Raw genomic sequence first — 23772 nt, forward strand, 5'->3', positions numbered from 1 at the left:
ATGCACCTTCTTGCCGCAACACCGGGGTCGATCGACGACGGAAACGCGCCGTTCGATCTGGGGCAAACCCCCGCCGACGTGGTTTTCATCTCGGCCGCCGACACCGAACTGGCGGCCCTGTCAGAGGCGCGGTCGGAAATGTCCGGCGCCCCCGGCCTGCGCCTCGCCAACCTGACCCACCTGACACATCCGATGTCGGTGGACCTGCATCTGGAACACTGCGCCACCAAATCGCGCCTTGTCATCGCGCGGGTTCTGGGTGGCGCGGGCTACTGGAAATACGGGCTGGAGCAATACGCCGCCCATCTTCATGCCGCCGGCGTCCCCTTTGCCGCCCTGCCCGGCGACGACAAACCCGATGACGACCTGCGCCGCCTCTCTACCGTCGCAGATGCCGATTATGACGCGCTGTGGGCCTATATGGTCGAAGGCGGCCCCCGGAACGCCGCCGGTTTCCTTGGCTATACCCGTGCCATGCTGGATGGCACGCAAAAGCCCGCCGCCGCCAGCCCGCTGCTGCGCGCAGGGGTCTACTGGCCGGGCGCGGGCCTGTCCGGTCTGTCCACCGCACAGGCGGAATGGACTGCGGGCCAGCCCGTCGTGCCGCTGATCTTTTACCGCGCTCTGGTGCAGGGCGCGGGCCTGAACCCGATCAACCGCCTGACCAAATCGCTGTTGCGCGCGGGCCTGAACCCGCTGCCGGTCTTCGTCGCCTCGCTCAAAGACCCGGTGTCGGTCGCAACGCTCGACCACCTGTTTCGCGCCGCCGCCCCTGCGGTCATCCTGAACTGCACCAGCTTTGCCGTCGGCAGTCCGCATGCGGGCGACGACAGCCCCGCCAACCCGCTGACCATGCCCTCCGCCAACGCCGCGCCCGTGTTCCAGGTCATCCTTGCGGGCTCATCGGAATCCGCGTGGAACGAAGGCCTCTCCGGCCTCTCGGCCCGCGACATCGCAATGAACGTCGCCCTGCCAGAGGTCGATGGCCGCATCCTCTCTCGCGCCGTCAGCTTCAAAGACGAGGCTTATTTCGACGAGGCCACCGAATGCCCCATCGCCGCCTACCGCGCGCGGGGCGACCGGATCGATTTCGTCACGCAGTTGACCGCCAACTGGGCCAGCCTGCGCCAGACCCAAGCGGCGGACCGTAAGGTCGCGCTGATCCTCGCGAACTACCCGAACAAGGATGGCCGCCTTGCCAATGGCGTCGGCCTCGACACCCCCGCCGCCACGGTGCATGTGCTGCACCTGCTGGCGCAAAACGGCTACACCGTCGCCAACCCGCCCGCCGACAGCGATGCGCTGATGGCGCAGGTCATGGCGGGACCCACCAACTGGCTGACCGACCGCGCAATGCGCGAGGGCGGCGAACGCCTTGCCCTTGCCGACTATCTGGCCAGCTACAGCGCCCTGCCCTACGCCACCCGCCAACGGATCGAAGACCGCTGGGGCAGGCCCGAAACCGATCCCTTCTTTGTTCCTGAAATATCCGCGCCGCAGGCAGGCCCCGACGGGGCCTTCGCTCTGTCCATCCTGTCCTTCGGCAATGTGGTCGTCGGCCTGCAACCTGCCCGCGGCTATAACATCGACCCGACCGAAACCTACCATTCGCCGGACCTCGTTCCACCCCACAACTACCTCGCCTTCTACTTCTGGCTGCGCCACCGGTTCCACGCCAACGCCATCGTCCACATGGGCAAGCACGGCAACCTGGAATGGCTGCCGGGAAAAGCGCTGGCGCTGTCCGAAACCTGCCTGCCAGAGGCGGTCTTTGGCCCCACACCCCATATCTACCCCTTCATCGTCAACGATCCCGGCGAAGGCACGCAGGCCAAGCGCCGGGCGCAGGCCGTCATCATCGACCACCTGACGCCACCGCTGACCCGCGCCGAAACCTACGGCCCCCTGCGCGACCTCGAGGCGCTGGTGGATGAATATTACGAGGCCGCAGGCATCGACCCCCGCCGCATCACACATCTGCGCCGCGAAATCCTGTCCCTGACCGCCGCCACCGGCCTTGGCTCCGATGCTGGTCTGACCGGCGACGAGGACAGCGATCTGGCCAGGCTCGACGCCTATCTCTGCGAGTTGAAAGAGGCGCAAATCCGCGACGGCCTGCATATCTTCGGCCAGTCCCCGACCGACCGGCTGGAACGCGATCTGGTGCAGGCCCTTGTCCGCGTCCCGCGTGGCGATGGCAAAGGCGCCGATGCCTCGCTGATGCGTGCGATCTCTGCCGATCTTGCGCTTGGTTTCGACCCGCTGGATGCCGCGATGGCCACCCCATGGACCGGCCCGCGCCCCGACGCGCTGGCGCAGATCACCGGTGACACATGGCGCAGCACCGGCGACACCGTGGAACGGCTGGAACTGCTCGGCTCTGCCCTGATCGACGGCGCGCCCGCCGTTGGCCCCGCCTCTGCCGCCGTGCTTGACCATATCATAACCCATGTCCGCCCGACCGTTGCCGCCTGTGGCCCCGCCGAGGGCGCGGGCCTGCTGACGGCCCTGAACGGACAGTTCGTCGCCCCCGCCCCATCGGGTGCGCCCACGCGCGGGCGCATGGATGTGCTGCCAACGGGCCGCAACTTTTTCAGCGTCGACAGCCGCGCGGTGCCGACCCCCACCGCTTGGGCGCTGGGGTGGAAATCCGCGAACCTGTTAATCGAGACACATCTGCAAACCCACGGCGACTGGCCGCGCACCATGCTGCTGACCGCCTGGGGCACCGCCAACATGCGCACCGGCGGCGACGACATCGCGCAATGTCTGGCGCTGATGGGGGTCAAGCCGCAATGGGACAGCGCGAACCGCCGCGTCACCGGCTTCGAGGTGCTGCCGCAGGGCGTGCTGGGCCGCCCCCGCGTCGATGTCACCCTGCGTGTCTCGGGGTTCTTCCGCGACGCCTTTCCCCAGTTGATCACCCTTGTCGACAGTGCCGCCCGCGCGGTCATGGCGCTGGACGAGCCGGCAGACCTGAACCCCGCCGCCGCCCGCGCAAAGTCCGAAGGCTCTACCGCCCGCGTCTTCGGCTCCAAGCCCGGAGCCTATGGCGCTGGCCTTCAGGCTATGATCGACGAAAAACTATGGGGCGAAAAGGCCGACCTTGGCCGCGCCTATATCGAATGGGGCAGCTACGCCTACGGCGCGCAGGACGAGGGCCGACAGGACAAACAGGCATTCCAGACCCGCCTGTCCCAAACCGAAGCCATCGTGCAAAATCAGGACAACCGCGAACACGACCTTCTGGACAGCGACGATTACTACCAGTTCGAAGGCGGTGCCGCCGCAGCTGTCAGCACGCTTCAGGGGCGCGACCGCCCGATCTATCACAACGACCACTCGCGCCCCGAACGTCCCGTCATCCGCACTCTGGAAGACGAGATCGGCCGCGTCGTGCGCAGCCGCGTCGTGAACCCCAAATGGATCGACGGCGTCAAGCGCCACGGCTACAAGGGCGCCTTCGAGATCGCCGCAACGGTCGACTATCTCTTTGCCTTTGCAGCCACCACGGGCGCAGTCAAAACCCACCACTTCGATCTGGTCTATGACGCCTTTCTGGATGACGATGAAACCCGCGACTTCATCGAAACCCACAACGCCCCCGCCCTGCGCGAAATCGCACAGCGCCTGTCAGAGGCGATAGAACGCGGCATGTGGTCTCCGCGGTCAAACTCTGCCCGCGCCCGCCTAGAGAGGCTGATCTGACGCGGGCTCATGGACACGGGCCCGCGCGGTCTGGCAGTCCAGCTTGGCGTGCATCAGCGCCTGATCCCCGCGCATCGAATTTTCGATCACGCGGCACCCGCTTGCCTGTTCCATCGCGATCCTGAACCTTGGGAACAGTCTGCCGATGGTGGGCGCATATTCCACATTCGTGCGGATCGCCTCTACCCCGTCGCCCTTGACCCGGACGCTGAAAACGCTTTTTTCGACAACCACTTGCCGCCCCTCTATTCCCATAAAGGCGGGGCTCGGGCTATCACAGCCCGTCAGAAGACCAAGCAAGGCCAGAAACAACGGTCGCATCAAAATACTCCCTCATACCCCCCTCGATCCTCGCAAACGCCGGTTAACAAAACCTTTCATTCGCCCACGCCGCGCCGTTCTTTTCGTTGGTGCAACGCGATCCCGCCCCTATAGTCAAAGACACCCGATGAAAGGCACCGCATCCGTGATCCTGCACCTGACCACCATCCTGATTTTCCAGCTGATCGGCGAAACACTGGCCCGCAGCTTTGGCCTGATTATTCCCGGACCAGTCCTTGGCATGGCCCTGTTGCTGGCGTTTTTCATCGCCGTGCCCCGCGCGGCTGCGTCGATCCAGCCAACGGCGCAGGGTCTCTTGTCGCATCTCTCGCTGCTGTTCGTTCCCGCCGGCGTCGGCATCGTCGGCCACCTGGACAGGCTCGGCACCGATGGCCCCGCGATCCTGCTGGCGCTTGCGGTCAGCACCGCGCTGGCAATCGCCGTGGGCGCACTGGTGTTCTCGGGCCTCAGCAAACTGATGGGGGCCTCCGAATGAGCGACCTGACCCGCATCTGGACCTACCTTGCCCAAGAGCCCCTGCTCTGGCTGACGGCGACCCTTATCGCCTACAGCCTTGGCGATGCCGCGTTCCGGGCCTCTGGCAAACGGCCCTATGTCAATCCCGTGCTGATCGCCGTGACCCTTCTTGCGTTGGTGCTTTGGACCACCGCCACGCCCTATCAAACCTATTTCGAAGGGGCGCAGTTCGTCCACTTCATGCTTGGCCCCGCAACCGTCGCCCTTGCCGCGCCCCTTTACGGCAACCTGTCCAAGATCCGCCGCTCTGCTGTCCCGATGCTTTGCGCGCTTCTCGCGGGCTCGACCACCGCCATCCTCAGCGCCCTTGGCGTCGCCTATGCTCTGGGCATCCGTGGCGAGGTTCTGCTCTCGATCGCGCCAAAATCCGTCACCGCCCCCGTCGCGCTGGGTATTTCCGACTCGATCGGCGGCTCGCCAACCCTGACCGCCGTTCTTGTCATCCTGACCGGCGTCATGGGGGCCGTCATGGCCACCCCTCTGCTGAACCTGCTGGGTATCACCGACTGGCGCGCGCGGGGCTTTGCCGTTGGCGTCGCCTCCCATGGCATCGGCACCGCGCGGGCGTTTCAGGTGAACGAGACGGCAGGCGCCTTCGCCGGTATCGGCATGGGGCTGAATGCCTTGCTGACCGCCATACTCGCCCCCTTGATCGTCCGCCTGTTTCTGTGACACCCTGCCGGACCCCACCAGCATCACGATGCGCAAACCCGTAAAGAGGCCCGAATGACCGAAGAGACCCCGCAAGACCTTGAACGCCACGCGATGAAAATGGCCAAGAAAAAGGCCGCCCGCGATAAAATCATGGCGACCAAGACCGACAAGAAGGGCCTGATCATCGTCCATACCGGCAAGGGCAAGGGGAAATCCTCTGCCGCCTTCGGGATGATTTTCCGCTGCATCGCGCATGATATGCAATGCGCCGTCGTCCAGTTCATCAAAGGCGGGATGAGCACGGGCGAGCGTGACCTGATCCTTGCCAAATTCACCGACACCTGCGCCTTTCACACCATGGGCGAAGGGTTCACCTGGGAAACTCAGGACAAATCCCGCGACACCGAAATGGCGCAGGCCGCCTGGGAAAAAGCCAAGGAACTGATCCGCGACCCCGCCAACACAATGGTCCTGCTGGACGAAATCAACATCGCGATCCGCTACGACTATGTCGACATAAAGGACGTGGTGGAATTTCTTGCGACCGAAAAACCCGACCTGACCCATGTCGTGCTGACGGGGCGCAATGCACATGACGACCTGATCGAAATCGCCGATCTGGTCACTGAAATGGAACTGGTCAAGCACCCGTTCCGCGCGGGGATCAAAGCCCAGATCGGCGTCGAGTTCTAAATTCGGCCCGACAGAATCCGAGTATTTGAACCGAGAAGAATGACACCGTTCTTCTTGGTTCAAATATCCGCCGCCCGCAGGGCAATACGCAGGGAAACCCCCAGAGTTTCGGCGCGGGCCCTTGGGCGCGACCTGACCAATTATAGTGGTGCGCATGGCGGTGCCACGGCCACCCGCCCGAAGCTCATCATCCCCGTGCCTTTTCGCCCATCGCGCGGGTTTCTGACACGGTCATGCCGGTCGACAGAACCTCGGGGTCCAGCTTCACCTCGATAACAGCAGGCACACCTGCGGCCATGGCCCGCTCGAACGCGCCCTCAAACTGCGCGCTGGTCAGCACGGTTTCGCCGTGACCGCCATAGGCCCGCGCCAATGCGGCAAAATCGGGGTTGACCAGATCGGTGCCCGACACCCGCCCCGGATAGGTCTTTTCCTGATGCATGCGGATCGTCCCGTAGCGGCCGTTGTTCACCACGATCACCACCACATTCGCCCCGTGCTGAACCGCTGTCGAAAACTCGTTGCAGGTCATCTGGAAACAGCCGTCACCGGCAAAGCAGATGACCGGTTGGTCGGGGTGTTCCAGCTTGGCCGAGATCGCGGCGGGAAATCCGTATCCCATGCTGCCAGATGTCGGCGCCACCTGTTCGCCATACCCCTTGAAGGTGAAATAACGATGCACAAAGGCGGCGTAATTGCCCGCGCCATTGGTGATGATCGCGCCGTCATCCAGGCGGTTCGACAGCCAGCGCACGATTTCCTCCATCTTCACATCACCCGGCGTTTCCTTGGGCAGTCCCCAGGCTTCGTAATCCGCGCGGGCGGCTTCGGTCCAGCCGGACCATGCGGCATCCCCGCGCGACGGATCATCCGCCAGATGCGCCAGCAATTCGGGGGCCTTCACTGCGATCCCCAGATCCGGTCGGAACACCCGCCCCAATTCGTCGGGGTCAGGATGCACATGCACGATGCGCGCGCCGGGTCGCGCCGGATCAAGCAACTCGTAGCCTCCGGTCGCGATATCGCCCAGACGCGATCCCAGCACCAGCAGAAGGTCGGCGTCCTGCAACCGCTGTGCCAGCTTCGGGTTCATCCCGACCCCAAGGTCACCCGCGTAATTCGGATGCCGGTTGTCCATGAAATCCTGTCGCCGGAATGTAGCGGCGACCGGCAGGTTATGCGCCTGCGCGAACCGTTCCAGATCACGCGCCGCATCCGTCGACCAGCCAGAGCCGCCAACCACCACCAGTGGCCGCCTTGCGGTCTCCAGCATCGACCGAACCGCCCCCAGTTGCGCCTCGCTGACCGCCCCGACCGATGCCGCGACCGCAGGCAGGTCCGGCACGTCGCACATCGCGCTCAGCATATCCTCTGGCAGGGCCAGAACCACCGGGCCGGGCCGCCCCGACATCGCCACATGGAACGCACGGCTGATGTATTCCGGCAGGCGGTCGGTCTGGTCCACCTCAGCCGCCCATTTGGCCATCGTTCCGAACACGGCACGGTAATCCATTTCCTGAAACGCCTCGCGATCACGATGACCGCGCGCGATCTGCCCCACGAAAACAACCATCGGGGTCGAATCCTGCTTTGCCACATGGATACCGGCCGCCGCGTTAGTGGCCCCCGGCCCCCGCGTCACGAACAAGACGCCCGGCTTTCCGGTCAGCTTGCCGTAAGCCTCGGCCATCATGGCGGCACCGCCTTCCTGACGGCACACGACATTCTGGATACCGCTTTCATACAGCCCGTCCAGAGCCGCCAAAAAGCTTTCTCCGGGCACGGAAAAGACGCGTTTCACGCCCTGAATGGCCAATTGATCCGCCAGAATTTTACCGCCGTGCCGCATCATCGCTTTATCCTATCGTGGTCTGTTATGCCTTGGCGTACCCTGCGGCAACGACCGCCCGCGGGCAAGTCAGCATTGCGATTTTCTGTCAGCGCGCTAGGTGATGCAAGGTCGTTCTGAAAGGTGCTTGTCTATGCAATATCCCGCTCTCCTCGGTCTCTCCGGATCGCTGCGCAAAGCCTCCACAAACCGCAAGCTGGTCCGCGAGGCCGCCCGCCTGTTTGGCGCGTGCGGTTTTACCGAGGCAGACCTGCGCTTGCCCCTTTACGACGGTGACCTTGAAACCGAACAGGGCATCCCGCCAGAGGTGCAGCGCCTTGCCGACCAGATCAAATCGGCGGATGCTGTCGTGATCTCGGGGCCGGAATACAACAAGTCGATCTCGGGCGTTCTGAAAAACGCGCTGGATTGGGTCAGCCGGACCGAAGGCAGCCCATGGGCGGCCAAACCCGTGGCAATCATGTCCGCCACGGCGGGCCGCGCCGGGGGCGAGCGCACACAATTCGCGCTGCGGCTTTGCATGATGCCCTTCAACACCCGCCTGATCCAGCAACCAGAAGTCCTGGTGGCGGCAAGTTCCAGCGCCTTTGACGAAAACGACCACCTGAAAGACGATCGTTACATCAAGGCCATGACCAGCCTCATGGATGCGCTCAAGGCCGAAATCGCGCGCTAGTTCAGATAGGGTTGGACACTTCGATCAGGTTGCCATCGGGATCGCGCAGATAGATCGACAGGATCGGCCCGCTGGCGCCGGTCCGGCGCACCGGCCCCTCCTCGACCGGAACGCCCTGCGCCACAAGATGCGCCTGCCAGTCCGCCAAAGGCACTTCGCTTAGAAAGCACAGGTCGGCAGACCCCGCCACAGGTCGGGTCGCCTTGGGATCGAATTCACCGCCCACGGGATGCAGGTTGATCTTTTGCATGCCAAAGGCCAGCGCGTGCCGCGTGCTGCCGTCCGCGGGGTGGAACACCTGCGCCCCCATCCCCAGAACGTCGCGATAGAACGCCACCGTGGCGTCAATATCCGCCACCGTCAGCACAAGATGATCCAGCGATGCCAGCTTTGGTGTCATTTCCGCTTTTCCCTATTGCCGCGCCGGATTACGGTTCCCACCATGCACAAAGATATCGGCAAAATGCAAACCCTGACCGACGCGATGGACCCTGCACGGGCCGCCGCGCTGCACATCACACTGGACCGCGCCGGTGACCCGCCCACAGCGGGCGACCCCCTGCCCGCGTTCTGGCACCAGATCTATTTCTGGGATGCGCAGCGCCCCGCAGACCTCGGGCGCGACGGCCACCCAGGAACCGGCGGCTTCATCCCCGACCTGGGCCTGCCCCGCCGCATGTGGGCGGGCGGGCGGCTGGACTTTCACGCGCCGCTGGTCACCGGAACGCCCGCGACCAAGACAACGGTGATCGAAGATGTGCAGCACAAAAACGGGCGCACCGGCCCGTTGGGTTTTGTCACCCTGCGCCACGATATCCGCCAGAACGGCGCGCTCTGCGTGACCGAACATCACGACCTCGTCTACCGCCAGGACCCCGCCCCGCAGGCCCCCAAACCCGCAGCCCCAATCGCCCGCACCGATGAAACCGCATCCGAAACCGCCGCGTTCTCGTCCACACTCCTGTTCCGCTACTCGGCGCTCACCTTCAACGGGCACCGCATCCACTACGACCTCGATTATTGCCGCGACGTCGAAGGCTACAGCGGCCTCGTGGTGCATGGCCCCCTCCTTGCCCAACGCCTGATGGCACTGGCCGAGGCGCATCTGGGAACCCTGCAAACCTTCAGCTTTCGCGCCACCGCCCCCCTCCTGCATATCGAGACGGCGACCTTCTGCTGGAACGACGGCGTGCTTTGGGTGCGCGGGCCCGATGGGCGGCAATGCATGACGGCCACCGCAACCTGACTGCCCTTTGCCATTCTTCTCGGCCCAAATACTCCCGCGCGGAGCGCGTACCGAGCCTAAAGGCTCGCTTCGACGCGAAAATCATCGGGGATCGTATCCCGCCCTTCCAGCACCAGATCCGCCATCACATGCGCCACCTTGGGCGCCATCCCGAACCCGATCTTGAACCCGCCGTTGGCGATGAACTGTCCCGCGCGCCCGGGATAGGCCCCCAGCATCGGCGCCCGCGACTTTGCACGCGGGCGCACGCCAGCCCAACGTTCCAGCACCTCTGCCCCCGCCAGCACCGGAAAGGCGGCAATCGCCCGCGCCAGAACATCGTCCAACTGGGCGTCAACCGTGCCCGGTGCGTCGAACTCGCGCTCGCTGGTCGATCCGACGGCAACCGTGCCATCCGCATGGGGAATGATGTGCAACCCGTCCGCGAACAGTTGCGGCAGATCGCGCGCATCGTGACGCAGCAGCACCGCCTGCCCCTTGACGCCGCTGCCCACGATCCGGCCAAGTTCTGCCGACAGGTCCAGCATCCCGCGATAGCCCGCAGCCCAGACCACAGCCCCCTCGTCCGGCGCCTGCGTCACAATCTCGCCGCCCAGCGCCACAACCGCCACCGCAAGCGACGCACAGGCCCCCCGTGGGTGCATCCGGCCGCTCAGCGTGTCATGCACAATCCAACCCGACGGGCTGGCAGGGGCCCATGCGCCAAAGGCATCCGCAGGCAGCACGTTCCAGACCGCACGCCCCTGCCACAGGGCGGCAGCGCCCAAAGCACGCGCCTGCGCCAATGCCAGCGCCCGTTCATCCGCAACCGGCTGCAACCGCCCCAATCGGCCATAGCCGGACGACAGACCCGACACTGCGTCAACACCCTGCCAGAACTCCTCTGCCATCATCAGGCTCTGAAACTGGAACTCTTTCTTTTCGTTCCAGTTTTCCGGCGTATGCGGTGCCAATGCGCCGACGATCCCGCCGCTTGACCCTGCGCCGACCCCATAGGGGTCAACAACGCGCACCCGCGCTCCCCGCACCGCACAGACATAGGCAATCGACAGGCCGAAAATCCCCGCCCCCCGAACCGTCACATCAGCCGTTGCCAAAGCCACACCTCTCTTCCATTGTCGCGCCTAACCAACCCCCGTTCTAGGGCATGACATGACCACAGGCCAGCGCGCAGAGATCGACTGGCGGGACGGCACCTTGCCCGTCTCGACCCGTTTCGACGACCCTTACTTCTCGGCCCACAACGGGCTTGAGGAAACGCGCCACGTGTTTCTGGCGGGCAATGGCCTGCCCGACAGGTTCCGCGCGGGATTTCACATTGCAGAACTGGGCTTTGGCACCGGATTGAACCTGTTCACCGCCCTCATCGCGTGGCGGCAGGCGGGGCACACCACCCCCCTGCACTTCACCAGCTTCGAGGCCTATCCGATGGACGCCGCCGATATGGACCGCGCCCTTTTGTCCTTCCCCGAGGCCCATGCAGTCGCCGCCCCCTTTCTTGCCGCATGGGCAAGGGGCGAAACAACCGTCACCACCCCCGACCTGCACGCGCAGATCATCATCGGCGACGCCCGCCGGACCCTGCGGGACTGGAAAGGCGCCGCCGACGCGTGGTTTCTTGACGGGTTTTCCCCTGCCAAGAACCCCGAACTCTGGGACGGCGCGCTGATGTCTCAGGTCGCGGAGCATACCGCCCCCCACGGCACATTCGCCACCTATACCGCTGCGGGCTTTGTGCGCCGCGCCTTGCAGGATGCGGGCTTTGCCGTCACCCGAGAGGCCGGATACGGTCGTAAAAGACATATGTCTCTCGGCAGGTTGGACCATTGAAATGACCCTTCAAAACACGCGCCTCGGCATCCTGTTGATGATCGCGACAACCTTTATCTTTGCCGTGCAGGACGGTATCTCGCGCCATCTCGGGGGCGAATACAACCTGCTGATGATCGTGATGATCCGCTACTGGTTCTTTGCCGCCTTCGTCATCACCATTGCCAGCCGCAAGGCCGGTGGCCTTCGCGCCGCAGTGACCAGCAAACATCCGGTGCTGCAAATCACGCGCGGGCTGCTTCTGGCACTGGAGGTTTGCGTGATGGTCTGGGCCTATGTCAAACTTGGCCTGATCGAAACCCACGCGGTTTTCACCTGCTACCCCTTGCTGGTCGCCGCCCTGTCAGGGCCTGTTCTGGGCGAGAAAGTCGGCTGGCGCCGCTGGACCGCCATCGCCATCGGTTTTGCAGGAATGATGATCATCCTGCAACCGGGGGCCAAGGTGTTCTCGCCGCTGGCGCTGGTGCCCTTTGCCGCCGCCTTCATGTTTGCGTTCTATGCGCTTCTGACCCGCTATGTGTCTCGTCAGGACAGCGCCGCGACCAGCTTTTTCTGGACAGGTATGTCGGGTGCGGTCGCATTGACTGCGGCCGGTCTGTGGTTCTGGGAACCCATAAGCCCCACCGACTGGGTCTGGATGGGCGCGCTGTGCCTGACCGCCGTTCTGGGGCACTGGTTGTTGATCCGCTGCTACGAGATGGCAGAGGCAAGCGCTGTGCAGCCCTTCGCCTATTTGCAACTTGTCTTTGTCTCGGCGATCGGCCTGACCGTCTTCGGCGAGACGCTGGACCTGAATGTGGCAATCGGGTCGGTCATCGTCGTCTGCGCGGGCCTGTTCACCCTCTGGCGGGCAAGGGTGGCCGCCAGCTAACGCGCCTTCAGCAGATCGGTCAGCCCCACCGGCCCCGCAACCCCCGACAATCTTGCGCGGTAGATCGGGATCGATTCCAGCACACGCATCACATAGTTTCGCGTCTCAGTGTATTGGATCGCCTCGATCCAGTCCACGGCATCCACCCCGGATGTGCGCGGGTCGCCCTGCTCGTTGATCCAGCGCTTCGGGCGGCTTGGCCCCGCATTATACGCCGCCGCGACCAGCACATAGGCATAGCCGAAATCACCCACCAGCTTGGCCAGATAGGCGCTTCCCAGCTTTGCATTGTAGTCCGGATCGCTCAGCAACCGATCCAGCGAAAAATCGACGCCGATCTCTCCGGCAACCTGCGCCGCGGTCTTGGGCATGATCTGCATCAACCCCCGCGCCCCGACGCCGCTGACGACCTTCGGGTTGAACTCGCTTTCACGCCGCGCGATCGACAGCGCCAGTTCTTTGGGCACCGGCAATTCCTGCCGGGCCAGATCGGTCACGGGGAAATACGCACGCGGCAGCACAACCCCCTGCGACGCCGCCTGCTTTGCGATCATCAGCGCCATATGCGGCTCGTTCAGCGAAAACGCCACCTCTGACAATTGCCCCAACTCCACCGGCCCCAGCGTCTCCGCCAGATGCACCAGAAACCGCTCTGCCAGATCCAGTTCTCCGGCGCGGTACAGCAGCATCGCCGCCTTGAACACCGAAGATCCGGTGAACGCTGCGCCGCTCCAGTCGGGGTAGGTCTCGGTGCCGGTCAGGGCCGGGTCCAACGGCAATCCCGCTTCCTCGGCCGCCAACAGCCCGTAGAAACTGCTCTGGTATTCCGCGCCAAAGGCATAGGCGGCCCGCGCCTGCTCTGTCTCGCCCAGCGCGGCATGGGCGCGCCCCTCCCAATAGGCGGCGCGGCCAAGGCTGATCGGCGATGACACCGCCACCCGCAACTTCCGGAAATGGCTCAGCGCGGTTTTGGGGTCTTGCAACTGGCGCAGGGCAATATACCCCGCCAGCCATTCCAGATCGGCATAGTCATTGCCCTCGGTCAGGAAATGCCGCGCCGCCAGACGGTAGGCGGTCTTGCCGTCCCCCTGCCGCATCGCAACACGCGCCAGAACCGCCCGCCAGCTGGCCCAGCGCGCCGGATCGCCCAGCGCCTCGGCACTCGTGCTCCGCTCCAATGCCAACACGATGGCACTGTCGTTCAGGCCCTTCTTCGCCCGCCACAAAAACCGCTCATAGGCCAGACCCGCATCGGATTTCAGCGCATCGGGCACCGCCGCCACCAGAATATCAACGCCTGGCGCATCGGCCCGCAGCCCCATCCGCGCCTTCGCCAGCGTCTGCCATTCGTCAGACACCCGCGGCAACATGCCCACCGCCCTTGCGCTTAACCCGCGCCACAGCAGCATATCCATCCGCGCCTGATCCTGCGCTGCAATCGTCGGGGCGTGACGCGCCACAAACGCGGCACTCTCGTCGTCCGTCAGGGGCAGGCCGCGCCACGCATTCGCGATCGCCGTTGCAGAGTTCCGAGGATTTCCCGCCGCCAGCAACGCCTCGGCCAGCCGCAATGCCCCCGCGCCGGTCTCGGGCTTGCCCACCCCGAAATAGGCGCGCACCTGATCGGGCGCCGCCCCCTCGGGGATCCGCGCCTCGCCCTTTTCGCGCAACAACGGCAGGCCGGGCCAATCGCCACGCCGCGCCAGAAACCGCTGATACTCGGCAAAACTGCCCTGTGACGCCCGCAATCTGTGCCACTGGATGATGTCTTCCGCCAGATCGCCCCCGCGGCGCGCCTGCGTGATCGCACCGTCCCAATCGCCCGTGCGCATGGTCTGCATCGCACCCCGCAACGCCGCCACACCCTCCTTGTCCTGCGCAACGGCAGGGGAAAGACCACATAGGACAAAGCTTAACATAAGGCAGAAACGCCGCATCATTTCAAAAATTCCGGAAAATTGGCCTGTTTTAGATCACACTACCCGTTCGCCCCTCGACATCAACTCACAAACTTGGCAACCGCTGCAATGGCGGCTAGGGTCCGCCGAAATCTCCACAGGGCGACTCAGCCCGAACAGCGAAAAGGATGCGCACCATGATCAAAGGGTCAAACGTTGCCCTGGTAACACCGTTGAAAGACGGCAAACTGGATCTTGATGCGCTGAAAAAGCTGGTCGAGTGGCACATCGCCGAAGGCACCCACGGAATCGTCCCCGTCGGCACCACCGGCGAAAGCCCGACGATGAGCCACGCAGAGCACGAACAGGTCGTCGAAGAGGTGGTCAAGGCCGTCGCGGGCCGCGTGCCGGTGGTTGCCGGTGCCGGATCAAACAACACGCTCGAAGGCATCCGCCTGATCCAGCACGCCGAAAAGGTCGGGGCCGATGCGGCGCTGGTCGTCACGCCCTACTACAACAAACCGACGCAGGCGGGCCTGATCGCGCATTTCACAGCCGTGCATGACTGCTGCACCCTGCCGATCATCATCTACAACATCCCGGGCCGGTCGGTTGTCGACATGTCGCCCGCGACGATGGGCGAACTGGCAAGGCTGCCGCGCATCATCGGCGTCAAGGATTCCACCGGCGACATCAGCCGTGTCTCCAAGCAGCGGATGACCTGCGGCGCCGATTTCGTCCAGCTGTCCGGCGAGGACGCCACCGCACTGGGCTTCAACGCCCATGGCGGCGTCGGCGCGATCTCGGTTACCGCAAACGTCGCCCCCCGGCTCTGCGCCGAATTCCAGACCGCAACGCTGGCGGGGGATTACGCCAAGGCGCTTGAGTATCAGGATAAACTGATGCCCCTGCATGACGCGATCTTCCTCGAGCCGGGCGTCGCCGGTGCGAAATACGCGCTCTCGCGGCTTGGCCTCTGCTCGGAAGAGGTCCGCCTGCCCCTCGTCGGTCTGACCGATGGCGTCAAAGCAAAAATCGAAGACGCCATGCGCTTTGCAGGGCTGATCAACTAATCCCTCTTCGCGCAAAAGAAAAAGAAAGAGAGTATTTTTTCCGAGAAGAGCCCCTTATATCTTCTTGGGAGAAATATCCTCGCGCGAAGCGCATCCACCCGAGGCCCGTCAGGGCCGAGATAAAAAGCGTCGCGCGGAACGCGCGTCCGCAACCCCGCGCCTCAGACGCCGCGATGCTTTTTCTTTTCCTCGACCTGTCCGATGCGGACATGGCGCATGACCTCGACCAGAACGACGGTCAAAAGCCCCATGTTCAGCAACCCGTTGGCGGCCGCCATACCCGCCAGCAGGCGCCACTCCTGCGGCAACAGAATGTCTCCGAATCCCAGTGTCGTGAAGGCCACCAGCGAAAAATAAACGGACGCCTCCATCGTCACAAACACCCCCAGAAACCAGAACGCAAAGGCCCATATCCACACGCCGATGGTCACCAGCCCCAGAATCCAGACCGCAGCAAGACATAAAACCAGCATCAGCTTGGGCCGGTGCGGTTCCCGGTTCAGCCAGGGACGCATATGGCCCATCAGATATTCAACCAGCCAGAAGCTGGTGCCGGCGATAATAATGCTGATCATCATCAGCAGGGTTCCAAGGGCAATCTGGATCAACATGCGGCGGGGCTTTCGTCAAACGGCAGGGTCAAGGATTAACGGCAGCTGCGGACTTTGTCTGCATGGTATGTGCATGCAAACTGTGTGTTTTGTGCATCGCCCGCAGCGCCCGTCTGGACTTCGCAGTCGCGCTCACCTATCTGACACGTATCATGGCCCAAGGTAAATCAGACCCCAATTACAAGATCATCGCCGAGAACCGGCGGGCGCGTTATGATTACGCGATCGAAGATGATGTTGAATGCGGCATCATGCTGCACGGGTCCGAGGTGAAATCCATGCGCCTTGGCGGATCGAACATCGCTGAAAGCTATGCCTCGGTCGAGGATGGTGAGTTGTGGCTGATCAACAGCTATGTCGCCCCCTATATTCAGGCCAAGACCTTCGGCCACGAAGAACGCCGCCGCCGCAAGCTGCTGGTCAGCCGCAAGGAACTTGCCCGCATGTGGCAGGCGATCGGGCGAGAGGGCATGACCCTTGTGCCGCTGGTCATGTATTTCAATCACAAGGGTCTTGTGAAATTGAAGATCGGTATCGCCAAGGGCAAAAAGAACGTCGACAAGCGCGAGACAGAGCAAAAGCGCGACTGGCAGCGTCAGAAGGCACGACTTCTGCGTCACAACTCCTGATTTTCCCCCTGAAATAAGATTGATCGATTCTCTTTTATAGGCGAGGCTTTTTGCAACCTACGCCTATGGGGTCGGGTGTCGGCATTTTTATATAATGATTTGGCCCTTCAGGAGGGATTTTAATGGAACAGCTTCTTATCGGTCTGGTGTCTGGCGCGGTCGGGGGGAACGTCGCGGGCGGCATTCTCAAGAACCTCAACCTTGGCCTTCTCGGGAATAGTATCGCAGGCCTCGTCGGTGGCGGTCTCGGCTCTCAGCTGATCGGCATGATGGGCGCGGGCGGCGCCATGGCGGACGCTGGCGGCGGCATGGATATGGCATCCATCATCAGTCAGGTCGCTGCGGGTGGCGTTGGCGGCGGCGTGATTATGGCGATCGTTGGTGTCGTCAAGAACATGATGGCCAAGTAATTCAGGCCCGGGCACCCGTTCGCGGGTGCCCGACCCTTGCAAGCGGCGGCCCCTCTCGCTAGGCATTTGCGTAGCTTTTGAAGGGGGAACACCATGTCCGGCACCGATCCGAAAACGCTCGTCTCGACCGATTGGCTGGCGCAGCATATCCATGATCCTGATCTGCGGATCATCGACGCGTCCTTTTACCTTCCCGATATGAACCGCGACGCCAGGGCCGAATACAGCGCGGGTCACATCCCCGGCGCCCGGTTTTTCGATATCGACGAGATTTCAGATCATCGCTCTGAACTGCCGCACATGGCCCCCCCGACCGAGAAATTCATGTCACGGATGCGGGCGATGGGCATTGGCGACGGGCATCAGGTTGTTGTCTATGACGGGGCCGGCCTGTTTTCCGCCGCCCGCGTCTGGTGGCTGTTTCGCCTGATGGGCAAGATGGACATCGCCGTTCTGGACGGCGGCTTTCCCAAGTGGCAGGCCGAGGGCCGCGCGATCGAGGATATGCCGCCGATGGTCCGCGACCGCCACATGACCGTGTCGCGCCAGAACCAGATGGTCAAGGATGTGACACAGGTTGCTGCCGCATCAAAGCTGCGCGACTACGAGATCATCGACGCGCGGTCGCCCGCACGGTTCCGAGGGGAAGAGCCCGAACCGCGCAAGGGCCTGCGCGCGGGCCATATTCCGAACTCCAGAAACGTTCACTACAAGACCTTGCTGAATGACGACGGCACCCTGAAATCTGCGGCGCAGATCCGGGCCGTGTTCGAGGCGGCAGGTGTCGATCTGTCAAAGCCCGCGATCACGACATGCGGGTCGGGCGTCACTGCCGCGATCCTGTCCCTTGGGCTGGAACGGATCGGCAAGACGAATCACGCGCTCTATGATGGATCATGGGCGGAATGGGGCATGTTCCCCGATCTTAAAGTCGCAAAAGGGTAGTCCGCGATGCTTTCCAATTTGAAACTGCAACCACAAGACAAGATCCTGCAACTGATCCAGATGTTCCGCGAGGATCCGCGCGATACAAAGATCGACCTTGGCGTGGGTGTCTACAAGGACGCGAACGGCCTGACCCCTGTGATGCGGGCCATAAAATCGGCAGAGCAGCAGTTGTGGCAGTCCGAGACGACAAAGTCCTATACCGGCCTTGCAGGCGAACCCGCCTATCAGGACGCGATGATAGGTCTGGTCCTTGGGGCTGCCGTTCCGCGCAACCGGATCGCCGCTGCCGCCAGCGTGGGGGGCACGGGCGCCATCCGTCAGGCGCTGGAACTGGTGCGGATGGCGTCCCCCGATGCCACCATCTGGATCTCGAACCCGACATGGCCGAACCACCCGTCGATTATCAAATATCTCGGGATGAAGATGGCCGAATACCGCTATTTCGACGCGGACAGCGGCGCGGTCGATTTCGACGGCATGTGCGAGGATCTGGCACAGGCCAAGGCGGGCGATGTGATCCTGTTGCACGGTTGTTGCCACAATCCGACCGGCGCAAACCTGAACATGACCCAATGGTCAGAGGTCGTGCGAATCCTGCAAGCCACGGGCGCCACGCCGTTCATCGACATCGCCTATCAGGGTTTTGGCGACGGGCTGGAGGAAGACGCCGCCGCGACGCGGCTTGTGGCCTCTTCCGTCCCCGAATGCCTGATCGCGGCAAGCTGTTCCAAGAACTTCGGGATTTACCGTGAACGGACCGGCATCCTGATGGCGATAGGCGAAACCGCCGCCAGCCAGCCTGTGACGCAGGCCAACCTTGCATTCCTCAACCGCCAGAATTTCTCCTTTCCGCCCGATCACGGGGCGCGGCTGGTCACGATGATCCTGACCGACGACACCCTGCGAACCGAATGGCAGACAGAGCTGGAGCAGGTCCGCCTTGGCATGCTGTCCCTGCGGACGCAGCTGGCCGATGCGCTGCGCGTGGCCTCGGGCTCTGACCGGTTCGGCTTTCTGGCGCAGCATCGCGGCATGTTCTCGCGGCTTGGCACCACGCCCGAGATGGTTGAAAAGCTACGGGCAGAGCACGGGATTTATATGGTAAGCGACAGCCGCATGAACATTGCGGGCCTGAATGCACGGACCATTCCGATTCTGGCCAAGGCCATCATCGACTGCGGCATCTAGGCGTTTCGCAGCAGGAACCGGAACACAGAAAAACCGGCGGGAGCATTTCCCGCCGGTTTTTTTGCAGGTAAGGGTTTGAGCCTTAGTTGTGATAGGCGGATTCGCCGTGCGAGCTGAGGTCGAGACCCTGACGCTCTGCTTCCTCGGGAACACGCAGACCGATCAGCATGTCGACCAGCTTGTACAGGATCAGCGACACCACACCACACCACACGATCGTGATTGCGACAGCTTCGATCTGAATCCAGGTCTGACCCGCGATCGAGTAATCGTCGCCACCCGTGCCGCCCAGTCCGGGTGCCGTGAAGATACCCGTGCCAACCGCACCGATGATGCCGCCGATGCCGTGCACACCAAAGACGTCAAGGCTGTCGTCATAGCCGAACCTGATCTTCACCGATGCGACGAAGAAATAGCAGGCCCCCGAGGCAATCGCACCCAGCGCGATTGCGCCGATCGGACCGACGGACCCTGCGGCAGGTGTTACTGCAACCAGACCGGCAACCATGCCCGACGCTGCACCCAGCATAGAGGCTTTACCGCGGATCAGGCCCTCGATCAGCGACCATGCCAGAATGGCACCGGCGGTGGCTGTGAAGGTGTTGATCATGGCAAGCGCTGCGCCGCCCGATGCTTCGAGGTTGGAACCGGCGTTGAAACCGAACCAGCCGACCCACAGGATAGATGCACCGACCATAGTCAGTGTCATCGAGTGGGGCGCCATCATGTCTTTGCCCAGACCGACGCGCTTGCCGACAAGGATCGAACCGATCAGCGCCGCGATACCTGCGTTGATGTGAACAACAGTGCCGCCGGCAAAGTCGAGCGCGCCCATGTTGAAGATCAGGCCGGACGCATCCCATACCATGTGGGCAATCGGGAAGTAGGCGAAGGTGACCCAAAGCGCGACAAACAACAAAACAGCCGAGAATTTCATCCGCTCTGCAAAAGCGCCGATGATCAGGGCGGGTGTGATTGCGGCAAAGGTCATCTGGAACGCGATGAACACATATTCCGGGATCATCACGCCTTCGGTAAAGGTCGCGGCCATGCTGTCCATATTGACACCGGCAAGGAACAGCTTGCCAAATCCGCCCCAGTAGGGGCTTGTGCCGCCACCGAAGGCCATCGAGTAACCAAAGACCACCCAGATCACCATGACCATCGCCGTAATCAGCGTGGTCTGCATCAGAACGGACAACATGTTTTTCGTCCGCACAAGGCCACCGTAGAACAGGGCAAGGCCCGGCAGGATCATGAACAGCACCAGAATGGTGGACAGCATCATGAACGCGACATCGCCTTTGTCCATCGTCTCGGTAACGACAGTCGTGTCCTGTGCCAGGACCATGGCGGGCAGCAACACCATCGGCGCGGCATATCCCAGTATTTTCTTCAAGTTCGACATGGTTTCAATTTCCCTTCAAAGGCCAGGTCACAAAGCGTCGTCGTTCGTTTCGCCGGTGCGCACACGCACAGCGCTTTGAACGTCCAGCACAAATATCTTGCCGTCGCCGATCTTGTCGGTCTTGGCGGTGGTTTGGATGGTCTCGACGACCTGATCGGCCATCGCAGAGGAGACAACGATCTCCAGTTTTACTTTTGGCACAAAGTTCACCGCGTATTCCGCGCCACGGTAGATTTCCGTGTGACCCGACTGAGAGCCGAAACCTTTGATCTCTGTTACCATCATGCCCCGCACGCCAATGGCGGTCAGCGCCTCGCGGACCTCCTCCAGCTTGAACGGCTTGATTGCTGCTATGATGAGTTTCACGTCGTACCCCTTCCGTTTTCCAGACACCCGCTTCAGGGCACCCCTGCAAGACTAGTGGCGCGGTCTTGGGCATCGCTCAAGCAAGGAGCGGGGTAAAAACAGGCGGATTCATATGTAAGTTGCACAATTTTTGCACAAATTGCATTAAGTGATTAAAAAATAGGCCGTGTGAAAAAGGGAATCGGCCTTCGCTTGCATCTCTACATTTCCGCGCGGGCAGGATATTGTGCCACAAAAGACGACAATCCTTTGAGCATCGAGTTAGGCACGACATGAGCGGAACAGGTAAAAAACGCACACCACTGGTTGCTGATCGCCGGTATTCCGCCAAGGCAGCGCAGCCCAAAAAGGCCGCCCCCACCAAGACCGCAGCCAGAAAGACCGCCACCCGGCGCAAGCCCGGGCGCAAGATGAACCCCGTTGCGGGCTTTTTTGTCGGGATCATTCGTTGGGTGCTACGTCTTGTCTGGCGGATTGGCTGGCGCGTCGGGGCAGTTGTGTCTTTGATACTGGCCGCGGGTGTCTTTTACTTCTACTCAACCCTGCCGCCCGTGACATCGCTGCTCGACGCGCGAACGCGTGGCTCCGTCACGCTTCTGGACAAGGACGGTGCCGTTTTCGCATGGCGCGGTGACCAGTTTGGCGGCCAGATCAGCGCGACAACGGTCTCGCCCTATCTGAAGAACGCCGTCGTCGCGACCGAGGACAAGCGATTCTACCAGCATATCGGCGTCAGCCCGCGCGGCATCCTTGGCGCGATCCGCATCAACCTGAGAGAGGGGCGCGGCCCGTTGTCGGGCAACGGCGGCTCGACCATCACGCAGCAAACCGCAAAGCTATTGTGCATCGGGGTCGATTTTGACCCGAAGGCCGGGATAACAGAGGCAAAATTCGAATCCGACTGCCGCGAGGGGTCACTTTGGCGCAAGATCAAAGAGGTCACCTATGCGTTGGCGATGGAGGTCAAATATACGAAGAACGACATCCTGACCATCTATCTGAACCGCGCCTATCTGGGGGCCGGCGCACGCGGGTTCGAGGCCGCGTCGCAGCGATATTTCGGAAAGTCCGCAGCGAATGTTGCCCCGCAAGAGGCCGCTATGCTGGCAGGCCTTCTGGTCGCGCCGTCCTATTTCGCGCCCACCCGCAGTCTTGAACGTGCACGGGGCCGCGCCGAGGTCATTCTGGGGCTGATGCAGGATCAGGGCTATCTGACCAAGGCCGAAGCCGCCGCAGCCAAGGAAAACCCGGCGCAACTATCCGCTGCGGCAGAAGCCCGCGCAGGGGGGTATTTCGCGGATTGGGTGATGGAAAGCGGCCCGTCTTTCCTGACACGCGAAACCACCGAGGACGTGATCATCCGCACCACGTTGGATCAGCGCATCCAGAAGGCGGCGGAAACCGCGCTGGATGATATTTTTGACACCAAGGTCAAAGACGGATCAAAAGCGCAGGCCGCGATCGTCATCATGTCGTCCGATGGCGCGGTGCGCGCCATGGTCGGCGGACGCAAAAGTCAGGTCTCGGGGGCGTTCAACCGTGCGACGCAGGCGTTGCGCCAGACCGGATCGGCGTTCAAGCCCTTCGTCTACGCGACCGCGCTTGAACTGGGATACAACTACAATGACATCATCCTCGATGGTCCCTTAACGCTTCAGGTTCCGGGGTCGGGCAGCTATTCCCCCAAGAACTATGGCAACAAATACTATGGCCGCGTCACCCTGACCGAGGCTTTGCAGGAATCGATGAACACCGCTGCCGTCCGCGTGGCGACGGGTGTCGGGCTGGACAAGGTGCGCCGCATCGCGTCTGATTTTGGCATAAAAAGCGACCTTGCCGCCGGACCCGCCCTTGCCTTGGGGTCATCGGAATCGACCCTGATAGAGATGACAGGCGCCTACGCGGGCATCCTGAACGGCGGCAGCAGCGTCAGCCCCTACGGGCTGGTCGAACTGCGGCTTCAGGGGGAAAAGACCACATTGATGGGGCAGGATGGCGGGCTTGGAGAGCGCGTGATTTCTGCCGAGGCAGCGCAACAGCTGATCTACATGATGGCGCAGGTTGTCGAAAAAGGCACGGGCCAACGCGCCCGGTTGCCTGATCGGCAGGCCGCCGGCAAAACCGGCACGACACAGGCCGCGCGGGATGCCTGGTTCATCGGTTTCACCGCCGATTACGTCGCGGGCGTCTGGATGGGCTACGACGACAACCGCCCCCTGTCAGGCGTGACGGGCGGAGGCTTGCCCGCTGAGATCTGGCGCGAAACGATGGTGCGTGTGAACGAGGGCGTTCCGCCAAGCGCCTTGCCTATGATCACCCCAGCGCCCGCAGCCGCCATGCCCCAACCGCAGCAACAAGCCAACGACCCCAATGGCAACAGGCAGGATACCGGCGCCGAAAAGGTGCTGCTGGATGTGCTTCGGTCGATACTGGGGGGCGGAAACTGACGATCAGGGTGCGGGCGTAAAATCGTTGGCAACGGCATCAGCCACCAATTCCGCTTCTGTGCAGCGGTTATAGCGGAAGGCATAGCCGTTCCAGACCATGATAAGCCCACCATCGGGGGCCGACATAAGCAGGGCGCGGGCGGTCCAGCCATCGTTCTCGACGTCGCATTCCATGTCATACAGAAACGCGTTCATATCCCGCACATTGACGGGGTTGGACATGGTGCAGGATGCGTTAACCCCGTAAAATACCCCGTCCGCTATTTTCAACGCGCCGCCGTCTTCGCCCACGCGCAGACAATCCCCGACGGCAGTTTGCTTGTAGACACCGTCAAACTGGTCCGCCGCCGCCGCAGCAGTGCACTGCGCAAATTGCAGGGTCGCCACTATGATGGCAACGGTGCGCAAC

Annotated in this window: 23 protein-coding genes; 14 read left to right on the plus strand and 9 right to left on the minus strand. The window is 62.7% G+C overall.

Annotated elements, in window-relative coordinates; genetic code table 11:
* A complete protein-coding gene (gene cobN, locus ACEN2R_RS02395; protein ID WP_442038833.1) occupies positions 1-3708 on the plus strand; it encodes a cobaltochelatase subunit CobN in 3708 nt (1235 codons plus the stop codon).
* Here the strand turns inward: cobN and ACEN2R_RS02400 are convergent.
* Complete coding sequence (locus ACEN2R_RS02400; protein ID WP_442038835.1) at positions 3691-4029, minus strand: hypothetical protein; 339 nt, start codon at positions 4027-4029, stop codon at positions 3691-3693. The two genes, cobN and ACEN2R_RS02400, sit on opposite strands and share 18 nt — an antisense overlap.
* Before the next feature lie 127 nt (positions 4030-4156).
* Here ACEN2R_RS02400 and ACEN2R_RS02405 point away from each other — a divergent pair, with 127 nt between their 5' ends.
* The 3 genes from ACEN2R_RS02405 to cobO are packed head-to-tail and all read left to right on the plus strand — an operon-like array spanning position 4157 to position 5913.
* Positions 4157-4525 carry a CidA/LrgA family protein gene (locus tag ACEN2R_RS02405; RefSeq protein WP_442038837.1) on the plus strand — a complete coding sequence of 123 codons (369 nt, stop codon included), beginning with the start codon at positions 4157-4159 and terminating at the stop codon, positions 4523-4525.
* A complete protein-coding gene (locus tag ACEN2R_RS02410) occupies positions 4522-5238 on the plus strand; it encodes an LrgB family protein (RefSeq protein WP_442038839.1) in 717 nt (238 codons plus the stop codon). The genes ACEN2R_RS02405 and ACEN2R_RS02410 overlap by 4 nt, the downstream gene beginning before the upstream one ends.
* Positions 5239-5292: 54 nt before the next feature.
* The gene (gene cobO, locus ACEN2R_RS02415) at positions 5293-5913 is read left to right on the plus strand and encodes a cob(I)yrinic acid a,c-diamide adenosyltransferase (RefSeq protein WP_442038841.1); all 621 of its coding nucleotides are present in this window, start codon (positions 5293-5295) and stop codon (positions 5911-5913) included.
* A gap of 187 nt (positions 5914-6100) precedes the next feature.
* On the opposite strand, the gene ACEN2R_RS02420 is transcribed toward cobO, so the two are convergent.
* Positions 6101-7762, minus strand: coding sequence for a thiamine pyrophosphate-binding protein (locus tag ACEN2R_RS02420; RefSeq protein WP_442039467.1), 1662 nt, complete (start codon positions 7760-7762; stop codon positions 6101-6103).
* A gap of 133 nt (positions 7763-7895) precedes the next feature.
* Between ACEN2R_RS02420 and ACEN2R_RS02425 the strand changes: the two genes are divergently transcribed.
* Positions 7896-8438, plus strand: coding sequence for an NADPH-dependent FMN reductase (locus ACEN2R_RS02425; protein WP_442038843.1), 543 nt, complete (start codon positions 7896-7898; stop codon positions 8436-8438).
* A 1-nt stretch (position 8439) separates the two neighbouring features.
* Here ACEN2R_RS02425 and ACEN2R_RS02430 read toward each other — a convergent pair whose 3' ends face one another.
* The gene (locus ACEN2R_RS02430; protein WP_442038845.1) at positions 8440-8838 is read right to left on the minus strand and encodes a VOC family protein; all 399 of its coding nucleotides are present in this window, start codon (positions 8836-8838) and stop codon (positions 8440-8442) included.
* Between the two features lie 42 nt (positions 8839-8880).
* Here ACEN2R_RS02430 and ACEN2R_RS02435 point away from each other — a divergent pair, with 42 nt between their 5' ends.
* Complete coding sequence (locus tag ACEN2R_RS02435; RefSeq protein ID WP_442038847.1) at positions 8881-9684, plus strand: FAS1-like dehydratase domain-containing protein; 804 nt, start codon at positions 8881-8883, stop codon at positions 9682-9684.
* A 56-nt stretch (positions 9685-9740) separates the two neighbouring features.
* On the opposite strand, the gene ACEN2R_RS02440 is transcribed toward ACEN2R_RS02435, so the two are convergent.
* Positions 9741-10781, minus strand: coding sequence for an NAD(P)/FAD-dependent oxidoreductase (locus ACEN2R_RS02440; RefSeq protein ID WP_442039469.1), 1041 nt, complete (start codon positions 10779-10781; stop codon positions 9741-9743).
* A gap of 55 nt (positions 10782-10836) precedes the next feature.
* Here ACEN2R_RS02440 and mnmD point away from each other — a divergent pair, with 55 nt between their 5' ends.
* Both mnmD and ACEN2R_RS02450 read left to right on the plus strand, forming a co-directional pair.
* Complete coding sequence (gene mnmD, locus ACEN2R_RS02445) at positions 10837-11514, plus strand: tRNA (5-methylaminomethyl-2-thiouridine)(34)-methyltransferase MnmD (RefSeq protein WP_442038849.1); 678 nt, start codon at positions 10837-10839, stop codon at positions 11512-11514.
* 1 nt (position 11515) lies between these two features.
* Positions 11516-12385, plus strand: a complete 870-nt coding sequence (locus ACEN2R_RS02450; protein WP_442038851.1) for a DMT family transporter — start codon at positions 11516-11518, stop codon at positions 12383-12385.
* Here the strand turns inward: ACEN2R_RS02450 and ACEN2R_RS02455 are convergent.
* Positions 12382-14325, minus strand: coding sequence for a transglycosylase SLT domain-containing protein (locus ACEN2R_RS02455; RefSeq protein ID WP_442038853.1), 1944 nt, complete (start codon positions 14323-14325; stop codon positions 12382-12384). The genes ACEN2R_RS02450 and ACEN2R_RS02455 overlap by 4 nt on opposite strands.
* A gap of 155 nt (positions 14326-14480) precedes the next feature.
* Between ACEN2R_RS02455 and dapA the strand changes: the two genes are divergently transcribed.
* Complete coding sequence (gene dapA, locus ACEN2R_RS02460) at positions 14481-15356, plus strand: 4-hydroxy-tetrahydrodipicolinate synthase (protein ID WP_442038855.1); 876 nt, start codon at positions 14481-14483, stop codon at positions 15354-15356.
* A 161-nt stretch (positions 15357-15517) separates the two neighbouring features.
* Here the strand turns inward: dapA and ACEN2R_RS02465 are convergent, their stop codons facing one another.
* A complete protein-coding gene (locus tag ACEN2R_RS02465; protein WP_442038857.1) occupies positions 15518-15967 on the minus strand; it encodes an ion channel in 450 nt (149 codons plus the stop codon).
* 152 nt (positions 15968-16119) lie between these two features.
* On the opposite strand from ACEN2R_RS02465, the gene smpB reads away from it, so the two are divergent.
* From smpB to ACEN2R_RS02485, 4 genes are all read left to right on the plus strand, one after another.
* The gene (gene smpB / locus ACEN2R_RS02470) at positions 16120-16596 is read left to right on the plus strand and encodes an SsrA-binding protein SmpB (RefSeq protein ID WP_442038859.1); all 477 of its coding nucleotides are present in this window, start codon (positions 16120-16122) and stop codon (positions 16594-16596) included.
* Positions 16597-16718: 122 nt separating this feature from the next.
* Complete coding sequence (locus ACEN2R_RS02475; protein ID WP_442038861.1) at positions 16719-17006, plus strand: hypothetical protein; 288 nt, start codon at positions 16719-16721, stop codon at positions 17004-17006.
* Between the two features lie 93 nt (positions 17007-17099).
* The gene (sseA, locus tag ACEN2R_RS02480) at positions 17100-17951 is read left to right on the plus strand and encodes a 3-mercaptopyruvate sulfurtransferase (RefSeq protein WP_442038863.1); all 852 of its coding nucleotides are present in this window, start codon (positions 17100-17102) and stop codon (positions 17949-17951) included.
* Positions 17952-17957: 6 nt separating this feature from the next.
* Positions 17958-19142, plus strand: coding sequence for an amino acid aminotransferase (locus tag ACEN2R_RS02485; RefSeq protein WP_442038865.1), 1185 nt, complete (start codon positions 17958-17960; stop codon positions 19140-19142).
* Positions 19143-19224: 82 nt separating this feature from the next.
* Here ACEN2R_RS02485 and ACEN2R_RS02490 read toward each other — a convergent pair whose 3' ends face one another.
* On the minus strand, positions 19225-20511 hold the full coding sequence (locus tag ACEN2R_RS02490) for an ammonium transporter (RefSeq protein ID WP_442039471.1): 1287 nt from the start codon (positions 20509-20511) through the stop codon (positions 19225-19227).
* A gap of 66 nt (positions 20512-20577) precedes the next feature.
* On the minus strand, positions 20578-20916 hold the full coding sequence (locus tag ACEN2R_RS02495) for a P-II family nitrogen regulator (protein ID WP_442038867.1): 339 nt from the start codon (positions 20914-20916) through the stop codon (positions 20578-20580).
* A gap of 272 nt (positions 20917-21188) precedes the next feature.
* Here ACEN2R_RS02495 and ACEN2R_RS02500 point away from each other — a divergent pair, with 272 nt between their 5' ends.
* Positions 21189-23363 carry a transglycosylase domain-containing protein gene (locus ACEN2R_RS02500; RefSeq protein ID WP_442038869.1) on the plus strand — a complete coding sequence of 725 codons (2175 nt, stop codon included), beginning with the start codon at positions 21189-21191 and terminating at the stop codon, positions 23361-23363.
* 3 nt (positions 23364-23366) lie between these two features.
* On the opposite strand, the gene ACEN2R_RS02505 is transcribed toward ACEN2R_RS02500, so the two are convergent.
* A complete protein-coding gene (locus ACEN2R_RS02505; protein ID WP_442038871.1) occupies positions 23367-23771 on the minus strand; it encodes a hypothetical protein in 405 nt (134 codons plus the stop codon).
* Position 23772 lies beyond the last annotated feature (1 nt).

The sequence above is a fragment of the Pseudogemmobacter sp. W21_MBD1_M6 genome, from assembly GCF_052119585.1.
Taxonomy (GTDB): Bacteria; Pseudomonadota; Alphaproteobacteria; order Rhodobacterales; family Rhodobacteraceae; genus JBGQOJ01.

Bases quoted from the DNA above. Each gene is read 5' to 3' on its own strand.
- ACEN2R_RS02430 (WP_442038845.1), bottom strand. From the start codon at position 8,838: ATGACACCAAAGCTGGCATCGCTGGATCATCTTGTGCTGACGGTGGCG.
- ACEN2R_RS02435 (WP_442038847.1), top strand. From the start codon at position 8,881: ATGCACAAAGATATCGGCAAAATGCAAACCCTGACCGACGCGATGGAC.
- ACEN2R_RS02400 (WP_442038835.1), bottom strand. From the start codon at position 4,029: ATGCGACCGTTGTTTCTGGCCTTGCTTGGTCTTCTGACGGGCTGTGAT.
- ACEN2R_RS02450 (WP_442038851.1), top strand. From the start codon at position 11,516: ATGACCCTTCAAAACACGCGCCTCGGCATCCTGTTGATGATCGCGACA.
- ACEN2R_RS02485 (WP_442038865.1), top strand. From the start codon at position 17,958: ATGCTTTCCAATTTGAAACTGCAACCACAAGACAAGATCCTGCAACTG.
- ACEN2R_RS02465 (WP_442038857.1), bottom strand. From the start codon at position 15,967: ATGTTGATCCAGATTGCCCTTGGAACCCTGCTGATGATGATCAGCATT.
- ACEN2R_RS02410 (WP_442038839.1), top strand. From the start codon at position 4,522: ATGAGCGACCTGACCCGCATCTGGACCTACCTTGCCCAAGAGCCCCTG.
- ACEN2R_RS02490 (WP_442039471.1), bottom strand. From the start codon at position 20,511: ATGGTGTTGCTGCCCGCCATGGTCCTGGCACAGGACACGACTGTCGTT.
- ACEN2R_RS02420 (WP_442039467.1), bottom strand. From the start codon at position 7,762: ATGCGGCACGGCGGTAAAATTCTGGCGGATCAATTGGCCATTCAGGGC.
- dapA (WP_442038855.1), top strand. From the start codon at position 14,481: ATGATCAAAGGGTCAAACGTTGCCCTGGTAACACCGTTGAAAGACGGC.
- ACEN2R_RS02455 (WP_442038853.1), bottom strand. From the start codon at position 14,325: ATGATGCGGCGTTTCTGCCTTATGTTAAGCTTTGTCCTATGTGGTCTT.
- smpB (WP_442038859.1), top strand. From the start codon at position 16,120: ATGGCCCAAGGTAAATCAGACCCCAATTACAAGATCATCGCCGAGAAC.
- mnmD (WP_442038849.1), top strand. From the start codon at position 10,837: ATGACCACAGGCCAGCGCGCAGAGATCGACTGGCGGGACGGCACCTTG.
- ACEN2R_RS02500 (WP_442038869.1), top strand. From the start codon at position 21,189: ATGAGCGGAACAGGTAAAAAACGCACACCACTGGTTGCTGATCGCCGG.
- sseA (WP_442038863.1), top strand. From the start codon at position 17,100: ATGTCCGGCACCGATCCGAAAACGCTCGTCTCGACCGATTGGCTGGCG.
- ACEN2R_RS02475 (WP_442038861.1), top strand. From the start codon at position 16,719: ATGGAACAGCTTCTTATCGGTCTGGTGTCTGGCGCGGTCGGGGGGAAC.
- cobO (WP_442038841.1), top strand. From the start codon at position 5,293: ATGACCGAAGAGACCCCGCAAGACCTTGAACGCCACGCGATGAAAATG.
- cobN (WP_442038833.1), top strand. From the start codon at position 1: ATGCACCTTCTTGCCGCAACACCGGGGTCGATCGACGACGGAAACGCG.
- ACEN2R_RS02405 (WP_442038837.1), top strand. From the start codon at position 4,157: ATGAAAGGCACCGCATCCGTGATCCTGCACCTGACCACCATCCTGATT.
- ACEN2R_RS02425 (WP_442038843.1), top strand. From the start codon at position 7,896: ATGCAATATCCCGCTCTCCTCGGTCTCTCCGGATCGCTGCGCAAAGCC.